The organism is uncultured Rothia sp., assembly GCF_963507905.1.
Lineage (GTDB): Bacteria > Actinomycetota > Actinomycetes > Actinomycetales > Micrococcaceae > Rothia.
On the sequence record NZ_CAUOUU010000017.1, the window covers coordinates 25,702 to 37,983 of the forward strand.

Genomic DNA, 12,282 nt, shown 5'->3' on the forward strand with positions numbered 1-12,282 from the left:
GCTTATTCGTGAAAGAGATGATGACCTCGACACCTCAGGATAGGGACCCGAATTCAACGTATCGTGTGGAACCTTCGGCTGATGCGCACACTGGCGCATCCGCGCCGGAGGTTCCTCCGCGCACCATGAAGGTGAGCCCCGCCTCCGATGCGCTGAATAAAATGCGTGCTTCGGGCACGGGTATTCCGACGGTTCCGGGCACCTCCCTGACGGATGTGGTGCGCAACAACGAGCACGTGTTGCAGGAGTTGCCGCCTCGCCCGATTCCGGCTGCGGATGAGATTAATACGAACGCGTCGGTGCCGGACATTTTGCGTCAGCATTGGGCGTTGTTCCTGCGCAACGGTAAGGAGCAGCGTCGTCACCTGTATGCGGTGCTCCGTGCTGAGGGTTTTGCCCGTAGTGTGTTGACGATTCTGTTCCACATTCCGGCGGCTTCTTCGGCGTTTGCGCTGTATATTCTGTTGGCGAGCCACCTGGGTAGTGTGCATGATGGCGGCTATGCGGTGGCGGCGTTTACGGGCGCGTATTCGGTGCAGATTATGCTCGGCCCGATGCTGGTTCGTGCCCTGGGCTTGAGGTCGCTGCTGGCGATTACGTCGCTCCTGAATATTGCCGCGGTGCTGAATATGCTGGTGATTGGGTGGCGTTTGACGGTTGACCCGAATAACGTGAGCACGACCTACCATGCGCTGTCCTGTGTGGCGATGGGTTTCACGACTCCGCCGTGGACTCCGTTTGCGCTTGAGTCGCTGTATCGCCGTAACTATCAGTACAGTGATGTTCGCTTGTCGACTGCGGTTTCGTGGGGTACGACGGCAAATATGTCGATGCACCCGCTGGCTGCTCTGCTGGTGTGGCTGGGCGACGCGTACATCACCCCGAATAATGAGTATGCGGGCTTCTGGATCACAATCATTCTGGATGCGCTGCTGTTCCTTGTGGTGCTGGCTGCGCCGAGGTGGCTGCCGGATATTTCTCGTATTCGTATGGCTCCGCCGCAGAATCTGGTGCGTCCGAGCCGTCAGACGGTGGTGCTGATTCTTGGCCTGGTTCTGCTGGGTGCGTGCATGGGTTCGGTTGGTTCTGGTCTGCTGGGCTTCTCGCTGATTCACGGTTCGATGAACCTGTTCATGGCGATGGTTGCGACCGGTACCGGCGCGCTTGTCGTGGTGGCTTTCCCGGTGGTTCTGGGTGGCCGCTCGGTGAACCCGTGGCACGGCTGGCTGGCGAGTGGCGTTCTGCTGATTATGGCGGCACTGTATTTGCCGGCGAGCGATGATACGTCCACGATTTTCTATGCGTTGGTGCTGTGTGGTGCGGTGCTGGGTGTGGCGTTTGGCGGTCATGAGCTGTGGCTGAACCGTTCGCTCAAGCATATTCCTGATGCGCAGGCGAGCTTCTTTACCCGTTCGATGCTGGGTATTGGTCTTGCGATGGGTAGTATGTGGGGCGGCTATATGGGCGATGCTCCGTATTACCGTAATGCGTTTATGGTGCCGGTGATTATTGCGACGCTGTATTTTGCGTTGGGTCATTTGTACGGCTACCTGTGGCGTTCTGAGCATGAGGAGCAGCTGACTCCTTTGTCTGAGACGGCGCGTAGCTAGTTCGGCACGCGGCTAATTCGGCGTGTGGCTCATCCCGCACGCATCTAAGCTTGAGCGTTGCGAGCGCATACTAAAGGCGGATGCCCCGCCACCTTCTGTGGATGGTGGGGCATCCGCCTTTTTGTGTACCGTGCTCGGTTTTTACGCCTCAGTGAGGCTACAGGTTTAGTGACCGCGCTTGATCCATGCCGGAAGCTCGGGCGCCTCCAGACCGATGCCGGTGCTGTCGCCGTGGCCGGTGAGGACCGCGGTGGACTCGGGCAGGGTCAGCAGGCGGGTCGAGATCGACTCGATGATGGTGTCGAAGTCACTGTAGGAGCGTCCGGTTGCGCCGGGGCCGCCGTTGAAGAGGGTGTCGCCGGAGAAGACGACGCCTTCGCTGTTCTCCCAGCTGAGGGTGGGTGCGTAGAAGCACACGGAGCCGGGGGAGTGGCCGGGGGTCGCCAGTACGGTCAGCTCGGTCTCGCCGATGCGCAGCACGTCGCCGTCAGCGAGTTCGTGGTCGAAGTCCCAGGAGGGGTACACCATTTCCCAGAGCACACGGTCCGCGGGGTTCAGGTAGACGGGTGCGCCGAAGCGTTCTGCCGCCTCCTTGGCGCTGCGGATGTGGTCGTCGTGGGCGTGGGTCAGCAGAATCTTCTCCACGGTGCGGCCTGCGACGGTGCGGGAGATCTTGTCGACGTCGTGGGCGGGGTCAATGATGATCACGGAGGAGTCATTGCCGATAATCCAGACGTTGTTGTCGACGTCCCAGCAGCCGCCGTCCAGCGAGAAGGTGCCGGAGGTGACGACTCGTTCAATACGTTCGCTCACGCTACGCTCCTAGAGTTCCACGACCGAGCGCAGCACGCGGCCGGTCTTCATGGTTTCGAATGCTTCGTTGACGTCTTCGAGGCCGATGCGCTCGGAGACGAAGCCGTCCAGGTCGAGGCGGCCGAGCAGGTACTGGTCCACGAATTCGGGGAAGTCGCGGGAGGGCAGGGTATCGCCGTACCATGCGCTCTTGATGGAGCCGCCGCGGCCGAAGACCTCATCCAGCGGGATGTCCCAGGTGGTGCCGGGTGCGGGCACGCCGACGAGGACGACGCGGCCAGCCAGGTCGCGTGCCTCGAATGCCTGCTTGAAGGTGGGGGCGATGCCGACAGCGTCGATGACGAGGTCTGCGCCGAAGCCGCCGGTGAGTTCCTTAATGGCTTCGACGGGGTCGACCTTGGAGGAGTTCACGGTGTGGGTTGCGCCGTGCTCGCGTGCGCGTGCCAGCTTCTCTTCGTCGATGTCGACGGCGATGATGGTGGTTGCGCCACCGAGCTGTGCACCGGCGATTGCTGCGGTGCCGACGCCGCCGCAACCGATGACTGCGACGGACTCGCCGCGCTTGAGCTCACCGGTGTTCAGCACAGCGCCCAGACCTGCGGTGACACCGCAGCCGAGCAGACCGATTGCTGCGTACTGTTCGGGGCTGATGTCGGCGGTGATCTTGGTGCACTGACCGGCCGCAACGAGGGTCTTCTCCGCGAAGGAACCGATACCCAGTGCGGGGGTGAGCTCGGTGCCGTCCTCGAGGGTCATCTTCTGGGTTGCGTTGTGGGTTGCGAAGCAGTACTGCGGCTGGCCCTTGCGGCAGGCGCGGCACTCGCCGCAGACGGCACGCCAGTTGAGGATGACCAGGTCGCCGGGGGCGATGTCGGTGACGTCCTCGCCGACCGCCTCGACGATACCTGCGGACTCGTGGCCGAGCAGGTAGGGGAAGTCCTGGCCAACGCCGCCGGTGACGTAGTGGTGGTCGGTCTGGCAGACGCCGCAGGTGAGGACCTTGACGAGTGCTTCGCCCTTGCCGGGGTCGGGTACGTTGATGGTGGTGACGGTGACGGGTGCGTCCTGGGCGAGGGCTACGACAGCCTTGACCTTGTGCATGGTGCTCCTTTGCTTGGGCGCGGTTGAACCTCAACCGCTAGATAAAGGTTTTTTGATATGTTCCCATTCTAAGAGCTAAGGCATACCTGACGCACCCCGGGGCTGAGCGTGAAGCCCCCAGGGGAATGTGACGTTTTATGACGTCGCAGCTTCCACCTCTGCCGCGAAAGCGAGCGCACCGCGTCGGAACGCGCCCGAGGTCAGGGCGTTCACGTGGTCGCGGCCGGGCAGGGAGATGAAACGGTTGAGCGGGTTGTCATTGCGCACCATGTCGTAGAGTTCGGCGCCGTCGGCGGCAATGGTGTCCGCGTCACCGAGTACGACCGCAACGGGTACGCGCGGATGCGCACCGGGGTCGCCCGCCGGCAGGTCCGGGGAACCGGCACGCAGGGCGGGCACGTCGAAGAACGGGCCGAAGGGGATTTGCACGAACTTCAGCAGGGCATCGGGCTGAACAGGGGAGTTGTTAATAATCGAGGTGAAGGACGCAATCGCCTCGTCGGTGGAATCCGCCGCCGGGGTTTCTGCGCTCGCGGAGGCGCTGGTACCTTCGTGCGCCTCGAGCATGGCGCGCAGAGTGATGAGGTGGTCGTGTAGGGGCAGACCGCCCAGGGTGAGGGAGGCGACCGCCTCCGGGTGGGCGAGGGCGAGTTCCCAGCCGACGCGGGCGCCGAAGGAGAAACCGATAACGTGCGCGCGGGGCTCCAGTTCAACGCCGAGGTCGTTCTCGGTGGCGACGGTGCGCAGCAGTTGGGCGAGCAGGTTGGTGAACAGGTGCATGGGGGTCAGCGGCTGACCCGCCGCATCAACGGAGGGCACCGCATCGACAGAGGGCACAGAATCGAACGGAATTGTGCGGCTGCGCACGCTCGTGTTGTCGGGGAGCTTGCAGTCGATGGCGTGCATTGACTCGGGGTCTTTGAGGTATTCGTCTGAGTGGTAGGGCAGGGTAACAATCAGCACGGGGTATCCGGCGCGCAGGTACTGGCGAATCCAGCTGGTGCCGCCGTAGAGCTGCTCGCCGCGGGTGGCGAAGCCGTGAATCATGAGGGCGGGGACGCGGCTTTTGAGTTGCTGCGGCTGGTAGAGGGTGTACTCGAGGTCGGGCATGGTAGTGCCGGGTACAACAGCATTTGGTACGGCAAAGGGCGCGGGAGAGAATTCTGCACTGGTCATAGTTCTATCTTAGTGACCAGCGCAGGGTTTCTGTCCTGCGCCCTTTTCTATCTCGTGCCCTTTTCTGTCTCGCGTCCTTGATACTTTGAGGCGGTACGCGCTCAGCTGAGCTGCCGCTTAGTTCTTCTGTGCCGCATCGGTTGAGTTATCGGTGCCCGGGTCGAAGAGTGCCTTCTGCTGAGAGTCAGCCTTCGCCTCAGACTCGGTAGCTTCCGCCGTGGCGTCTGCCTTCGCCTGCTTCTGCTGCAGCTGTTCCTTGCCGTTTTCGATGCGTTCCTTACCGTCGGCAATGAGCGTGCGAATCATGGTGGTGTTGGTGTCCACAGCCTTCTGCACGCGAGTCGCGATGGAGGGGCCCTTCGGCTTGGGGAGCATGTCCTGGCCTGCCGCCTGCTGCTGTAGTTCGCGTCCGGCGGACATGAGGCGTTCGCTCTGTTCTTTCATCGCACGGGATGCGGTGGTGCTGCGCGGCTGAACCTTCAGGTGTCCGTGGTCGTCTTCGCCGGCGAGTACCTGGCGCATGAGCATGATTTCTGCGTCCAGGTGCGCGCCGAAGAGGAGCATATTGTTCATGATCCAGATGAACAGCAGCATCACAATCACACCACCAATGAGGCCGTAGGTGGCGTTGTACTTGCTGAAGTTGTTGGCGTAGAGGGTGAAGCCGAAACCGCCCAGGCCCATGCCGAAGAGTGCCAGCGCCGCACCGGGGGAGAGCTTCCACTGTTTGAAGCGGCGCACGTTCGGGGTTGCGGCGTACAGCAGGGTGATGAGCCCGATTGCCATGAACAGGATGAGGACCCAGCGGCCGTTGAGCCAGATGAGCTTGATGAGCTCCATATCGACGGTTTCGGGTACGTACTGACCGACCATGTCCAGGACGGTTACGCCCAGCAGCATCATGAGCATCATGAGTACCACGAGGATGATGAGCACGGTGGTGACGAAGACGTTCAGCGGCTTGAGGATCCAGCCGGGGCGGCCTTCACGCACGTTGTAGACCGTGTTGAGAGCTCGACCGAAGGATCCGGTGTACCCGGAGGCGGACCAGATCGCACTGAGGATACCGGTCAACAGCACCAGTCCTGCGCCATGGTCGCCGGTAATCTGCTTGATGGGGTCTTCCATAATGGCGTACATCTGGGCGGGCGCGTTGTCCTTGAGGAAGGCGAGGATGACGGCGGCGCTTTCCTCACCGTGACCGAATACGCCCAGTAGGGAGACGATCGCCAGCAGGGCGGGGAAGATGGACAGCACGGTGAAGTAGGTGAGTGCTGCCGCCATGTCGGTGCCGCCGTTTGCGCCGAATTTGTAGATGGCACGGCGCAGAATGTAGAGGATGCTGCCCTTGGGGAAGTCGCGCAGTTTCACGCTTGCGTACTTGGGGGCCGCGGGCTTCTTCTTACGGGAGAAGAGTCCGCGTCGAGCTCCGGCGGGTACCTGGGTTGAGGAGGTGTCCGTGGAAGAGCCGGTGTGTGCAGCCAATGGGGCTCCTTGAATGAGTGGGGTGTACACAGTGGTGCGCCTATGAGCTTCAGCGTGTGGGCGCACAGAAGGGGCGAGGAGAACAATGAGCTGTCCTTCCCGCCCCTGCGGTGACATTATAGGGTTTTCTAACCCTCCCACATTTTTCTGCGAGTGCAGATAGCTGACCTGTCGGTCAGTTAGAGAGGGTAACCGCCCCGAAAAGCCTCAAAAAAGGCTTGTCAGCTAGGGTATAAAGCTACCTGCTGAGCCTAACTGAAAACTAGTTGTGAATACCCAGAACCTTAGCGGTGTGAGCCATCAGCTCATCAGCCAGGTCGTGGTTATCGTTGAGCTTCACACCGTAACCGGGGATGAGCTCCTTCAGGCGAGGCTCCCAACCAGCAATCTTGGAGGGGAAGCACTTAGCCAGCAGGTTCAGCATAATCGGAGCCGCAGTGGAAGCACCGGGGGATGCACCCAGCAGAGCCGCGATGGAGCCGTCCGCTGCGGAGACAACCTCGGTACCGAACTGCAGGATACCGCCCTTCTTCGCGTCCTTCTTCATAATCTGGACGCGCTGACCAGCCTCGATGAGCTCCCACTCGCCGCCAACAGCCTCGGGATAGTACTGGTACAGCGACTCGAGGCGTGCATTCTTGTCCTTGACCAGCTCGGAGAGCAGGTACTTGACCAGGGACAGATTGTCGATGCCTGCGCGGGTCATCGGGTAGATGTTGTGCGGGCGCAGGGACAGCGGCAGATCCAGCAGGGAGCCCTGCTTCAGGAAGTTGGTCTTGAAACCTGCGTAGGGGCCAAACATGAGGGCGCGCTTGCCGTCCACGTAGCGGGTGTCCAGGTGGGGGACAGACATGGGAGGAGCGCCCACCGAAGCCTGACCGTACACCTTAGCGTTGTGCTGGTTTGCGGTTGCCTCGTGGGTGTTGCGCAGGAACAGGCCGGAAACGGGGAAGCCGCCGTAGCCCTTACCCTCTTCAATGCCGGACTTCTGCAGCAGGTGCAGAGCGCCACCACCGGCACCGAGGAAGACGAACTTCGCGTTGATGGTCAGCGGCTCTTCCTTGTTGATGCGGTTGATAGCGTCAAGGGTCCAGGAGCCGTTGGACTCGCGGTTCAGGTTGGTGACCTGGTAGCCGTAGCGAACCTCAACACCCTTGGTCTGCAGGTAGTCAATCATCTGCTGGGTGAGGGCGCCGAAGTCAACGTCGGTACCTTCGGGGGACCAGGTCGCAGCAATCGGGTCGTTACCCTTGCGGCCGTTGACGGTCAGCGGTGCCCACTCGCCAATCTTCTCGCGCTCGGTGGAGAACTCCATGCGCTCGAAGAGCTTCTCCTTGCGGAAGGAATCGTAGCGTGCAGCCAGGTACTTGGAGTGGTCTTCACCGAAGACCAGGGACATGTGGGGGACCGGGTTGATGAAGTCTGCGTTGCCCAGGATCTTCTCTTCAACCAGGGATGCCCAGAACTGGCGGGAAATCTGGAACTGCTCGTTAATGTTCAGCGCCTTAGCTGCCGAGACGGTGCCGTCGGGGCCAGCGGGGGCGTAGTTGAGTTCGCACAGTGCCGAGTGGCCGGTACCTGCGTTGTTCCAGGGGTTGGAGGATTCCTGAGCGGCCTTATCGAGGCGTTCGAGCAGGACGATGTTCCAGCTCGGTTCGAGTTCCTTGAGGAACACACCGAGGGTGGCGCTCATGATGCCGCCGCCGACCAGGACGACGTCGGTTCGTTCAGTACGTGCTACCACTGAATTCTCCCTTAGGGGTGCGGGTGCCCGGCCTGGGCACAGTGAATGTGGGGTACATCATCTAGCCTACTCCTTTTAGTGGGGTTGGCATAGTCAGAATCCACAAAACGAGAGAGAGTGTTGCAGTTCATATCAATAAATCTCTTAGGGTCGAAAAGACCCGTAATCGCATGCATTTGCTACACCCGCCGGCAATAACCCGAAAGCAGCTCCAGAAATACCCGCCCACCGGCTACCCGAAAGCCCCACGAAAGCCCCAAACACGGCGAAAGGGGCGCACCCCAATCGGGATGCACCCCTTTCCACAAAAGCTAAAAACGCAGGCTACGACTTGCGCAGCTTACCGAACAGCTCAATCGCATTCTGCTCCGTCTGATAGCCCTGAACCTCACGGCTCACTGCCACCTTCGACGTCACATTCAGCAGCGGAACCGCCGGCATGAACTGACCCAGCTGAGACACAACCTTTGCGTACAGTTCACGCTGTGAATCCACCGAATCGGCAGAATCCGCGGTGCGAATCGCCTCCAAAATCTCCGTAAAACGAGGCGACGGCGCCACCGCCACAGCAGTAGGCGACGGCGAAGGCGACGCCGACGGGCTCGGCGAAGCCGAAGCCGAAGCCTCCTCCTCAGGCGTCAACGGGTCCGGCGAATAACTCGGCTGCGGGCTCGGAGTCGCAGAAATCCGCACATTCGAATCCGCACCACGCGACGACGGCACATCAGAATTCTTCTTCGTCAAACCCGTCGTCATATCCGAGGGCGCATCAGCAATCAACGAACGCACCTGATGCTCAGCAATCAGCGGCGCCAACACCGGACCAAAAAACGCATACGGGTCACGGTACATGCCGTAGAAACCGGCCAACGTAATACCGCGCTCAGAAGAAACCTCACGGCTCTTCGGCAGATACTCAGCCCACGGCAGAGGCACCGGCTTAATATTCAAACCCACTTCAATCAGCGAAGCCACCATCTCCGAATACACCTTCTGCGGAGTATCCATCCACGGCAGAGAAACATCGGCAGGGTAGTAGCACTCAATCACCTGATTGTCGTACCCGGCCGCCGCCAATAGCGAGCGCGCCATATCCTGATTGCGCTCCGTGTAATTCTTCGCATCATCAGCCTTAATGCGGAACGACGGCGAAATCAGCGTCTGCGCATCCGAGGTGCCCTGCGGATAATACTGACGCAACGCACCACGATCCACCGCATGCGAAATAGCGCGACGCACCGAAATGTTCTTCAACACCGGATGCGCCGTATTCAACCCCAAATACACCAGCGAGAACGGGTCACGGCCAGGAGTCTGATAACCATCACGTGCCAGCTGACCCAGATCAGACGAGTTCACCTGATCACACGCATCAATATGACCCTGCATCAGCGCAAAATAACGCTTATCCGACGAAGTGAGGGTCGAAATCTGAATCTCATCCAGCTCAGGTGCCTGACCATCAAAATGGGTATTCTTCAGCAGACGCACCGTGCCGGCCTCGAACGACTCCACACGGAACGCACCCGTACCCACCGGGCTACCCGTCAGCTTCTGATCCGCACCAAAAAGCGAAGGATCAATAATGCCAAACGCCTGCTGCGTCAAAATACGCGGAAACGCCAGAGAAGGACGCGACAGGGTCACCACCACAGAGTTACCCTTCGCCACCACCGACGAAACCAGCGGCAAGAACGACTGCACCACAGAGGACTGAGCGGAATCCGACTTCTGCGCACCCTTCTTCTCACTCGGATGCGCAGCATCAGAAGCCGATGCAGAAGCAGACGCGCTCGGGGTAGCAGTCTCAGAAGCACTCGCAGACGGAGTCGCCGCACCCGACGGAGACGCCTGAACAGGCACAGGCTCCACCGCCGAAGGATCAATAGAACCCGGCTTCGGCACACCAAAACCCCACGCAAACAAAGGCTGAGCAGGCACCGCCAAAGCAACAGTACCCTCACCCGTAGCCAACGCCTGCCACCTCTGGAAATTCTGCACCACAGCATCCGCAGTCAACGCAACGCCACTACTAAAATGCGCCTCACGCAATACAAACGTATGCGTCAAACGGTCATCAGAAACCTTCCAGTCACTACACAACGAATCCTGAACCTCAGGATCACCCGTGTAATGATTCGCCACCAACAACGTCTGCAAAACCTGCGCCGTCACCTGATACGTACTCGCCACAGGAAACAACGCCGGATCCAAACCCAACGGCGCCGCACCCTGCGCAAAACGAAACACACGACGCGCATCAGCAGACGACGCACTCGCCGAAGAACCAACAGACGAACCAGCAGACGACTGATCGGAACACGCAGAAAGCGCCAAACCAGCACTAAAAAGCGCGCCAAAACGCAAAACGGCACGTCGACTCAAGCCACTCGAGCCGGCAGTAGCTCGCAGCAGCGCATCAGAACTGCCAACAGCTGACGATGCATAAGGCTGATGCTGCACGGGAGGGTCCTCTCTTCCGTCGCGGATGCTTACCTCTCAGGATAACGGTTCAACACCACACCGGGCGAGACACACCCACCCCGGCACGGCACATACAAGAGAACCCGCCGCCACGAAAACCGTGACGGCGGGCCCAATGCAAATGTGTGTGCGCGAGGGGGGACTTGAACCCCCACGCCATAAGGCACAGGAACCTAAATCCTGCGTGTCTGCCAATTCCACCACTCGCGCGCAGTGTCACCTCACATCCGAAGATGCATGCGTCTGAGGCAACAAAAAATTAGTGTACACCAGGAACCAAGGTTCTCCAAGCCTTAAAAGAAGCGCCCATAGGGCAAAAATTCCGCAAACACGCCGAACAACAGCCCCGCACCGAGCCGCCGCTCATCGTGCTACTCAAGCGCAGAAAGCACAACCCTACTTCGAATCAATACCCAAATCACGACGCAACTTCGCCACATGACCCGTCGCACGCACATTGTACTGAGCCAAAGCAACAACACCCTGCTCATCAATCACAAACGTTGAACGAATCAGACCCTCATACACCCTGCCGTAATTCTTCTTCTCACCCCACGCACCATACGCCTCAGCCACCGCATGATCAGCATCAGACAGCAACGGGAACGTCAACGACTCCTTCTCCACAAAACGCGCAATAGCCGCCAGCGAATCCGGAGAAACACCCAACACCACATAACCCAACGACTTCAACGACGCCAAATTATCACGGAAATCACACGCCTCCTTAGTACAACCCGGAGTCGACGCCTTCGGATAAAAATACAAAATCACCTTACTGCCCGCATAATCACTCAGACTATGAGTAACACCAGTCGAATCAGCAAGGGTAAAAGCAGGCGCCGGGGTGCCCGGCTCAAGACGAACGCTCATCAAAAACTCCTCAAAACATCAATAGAGATCAGCAGGGGAGCGGCGGATGCGCCCCACACACTACCAAGGGCGGACGCGCCCCATGCAATACACACAGTCTAGTGTCCCACACACCCCACCCAAACAATGTGTCCAGGCTCACTCTAAATCAACTTGCGCACGCCACAAAAACTCGCGTATAGTATTTTTCTGTTGCAAGGGAAACCTTGAAAAACAAACAAGCGCCTCTAGCTCAATTGGCAGAGCAATTGACTCTTAATCAATGGGTTCTGGGTTCGAGTCCCAGGGGGCGCACTTGAAAGAAAATCCCGCTGATTCTTCGGAATCGGCGGGATTTTTGCGTTCCCTGAATTTTATAGATTTTGGCTTGAGGTATAGATATTTCCCCTTGCTCCGGTGCTCGATGCTTGGAAGACGGTATTCGCCCTCGTTCCTACAGGGGACCCGTCCTCGCTTCGCTTCGGACACCCTGATGTCACTACGGGCGATACCGTCTTTCATCGCTTGGGTACCTAGTGTTGCGGTAGAGGATATATGCACCTTCGCGTGTATCGGTATTCGGGGTGCGCTGCGGTCCCGCCGGGGTTGCGGTAGCTGCGCGGTGGTTTTGTGTGCGCCCCGTGCCTAGCGAACTGTGGCGGGGGAGGCTGTCGCCTTTTAGTGTTTTGCCTGGTGGTTGGGTGTTTTGCGTGCGGGGTGGGGGGAGGCTGTCGCCTTTTAGTGTGTTGCGTGGTGGTTGGGTGTTTTGCGTGCGGGGTGGGGGGAGGCTGTCGCCTTTTAGTGTGTTGCGTGGTGGTTGGGTGTTTTGCGTGTGGGGCGGGGAGGGCTGTCGCCTTTTAGCCTTTTGCGAGATAGCTAGTCTGGTGTGCGCAGAGGGGTCGGTGCCGTCCGTAGCGACATCAGGGTGCCCGAAGCGAAGCGAGGGCGGGTGCCCCTGTAGGAGCGAGGGCGGGTGCCCCTGTAGGAGCGAGGGCGGGTGCCCCTGTAGGAGCGAGG

8 protein-coding genes and 2 tRNA genes are annotated in these 12,282 nt (G+C 59.7%); 2 read left to right on the top strand and 8 right to left on the bottom strand.

Annotation, left to right across the window (positions count from 1 at the left end; genetic code table 11):
* The first annotated feature begins 20 nt into the window (after positions 1 to 20).
* Positions 21 to 1,610 (top strand): MFS transporter, encoded by a 1,590-nt coding sequence (locus tag RQ593_RS08955; protein ID WP_311450420.1) that lies wholly within the window; start codon positions 21 to 23, stop codon positions 1,608 to 1,610.
* 165 nt (positions 1,611 to 1,775) lie between these two features.
* Here the strand turns inward: RQ593_RS08955 and RQ593_RS08960 are convergent, their stop codons facing one another.
* The 8 genes from RQ593_RS08960 to bcp form a co-directional block, all read right to left on the bottom strand.
* A complete protein-coding gene (locus RQ593_RS08960; protein ID WP_303971901.1) occupies positions 1,776 to 2,423 on the bottom strand; it encodes an MBL fold metallo-hydrolase in 648 nt (215 codons plus the stop codon).
* A gap of 9 nt (positions 2,424 to 2,432) precedes the next feature.
* Positions 2,433 to 3,524 carry an S-(hydroxymethyl)mycothiol dehydrogenase gene (locus RQ593_RS08965; protein ID WP_311450421.1) on the bottom strand — a complete coding sequence of 364 codons (1,092 nt, stop codon included), beginning with the start codon at positions 3,522 to 3,524 and terminating at the stop codon, positions 2,433 to 2,435.
* A gap of 135 nt (positions 3,525 to 3,659) precedes the next feature.
* Positions 3,660 to 4,700, bottom strand: a complete 1,041-nt coding sequence (locus tag RQ593_RS08970) for an alpha/beta fold hydrolase (protein WP_311450422.1) — start codon at positions 4,698 to 4,700, stop codon at positions 3,660 to 3,662.
* Positions 4,701 to 4,817: 117 nt separating this feature from the next.
* Positions 4,818 to 6,185 carry a YihY/virulence factor BrkB family protein gene (locus RQ593_RS08975; RefSeq protein WP_311450423.1) on the bottom strand — a complete coding sequence of 456 codons (1,368 nt, stop codon included), beginning with the start codon at positions 6,183 to 6,185 and terminating at the stop codon, positions 4,818 to 4,820.
* A gap of 262 nt (positions 6,186 to 6,447) precedes the next feature.
* Positions 6,448 to 7,929, bottom strand: coding sequence for a malate:quinone oxidoreductase (locus tag RQ593_RS08980; RefSeq protein WP_311450424.1), 1,482 nt, complete (start codon positions 7,927 to 7,929; stop codon positions 6,448 to 6,450).
* A gap of 324 nt (positions 7,930 to 8,253) precedes the next feature.
* A complete protein-coding gene (locus tag RQ593_RS08985) occupies positions 8,254 to 10,392 on the bottom strand; it encodes an ABC transporter substrate-binding protein (protein WP_311450425.1) in 2,139 nt (712 codons plus the stop codon).
* 149 nt (positions 10,393 to 10,541) lie between these two features.
* A tRNA-Leu gene (locus RQ593_RS08990) sits at positions 10,542 to 10,623 on the bottom strand.
* Between the two features lie 186 nt (positions 10,624 to 10,809).
* Positions 10,810 to 11,286: a thioredoxin-dependent thiol peroxidase gene (gene bcp, locus RQ593_RS08995; RefSeq protein ID WP_311450426.1), complete on the bottom strand. Its 477-nt coding sequence runs from the start codon at positions 11,284 to 11,286 to the stop codon at positions 10,810 to 10,812.
* A 221-nt stretch (positions 11,287 to 11,507) separates the two neighbouring features.
* Here bcp and RQ593_RS09000 point away from each other — a divergent pair.
* Positions 11,508 to 11,580, top strand: a tRNA-Lys gene (locus RQ593_RS09000).
* The last annotated feature ends 702 nt before the right edge of the window (positions 11,581 to 12,282 follow it).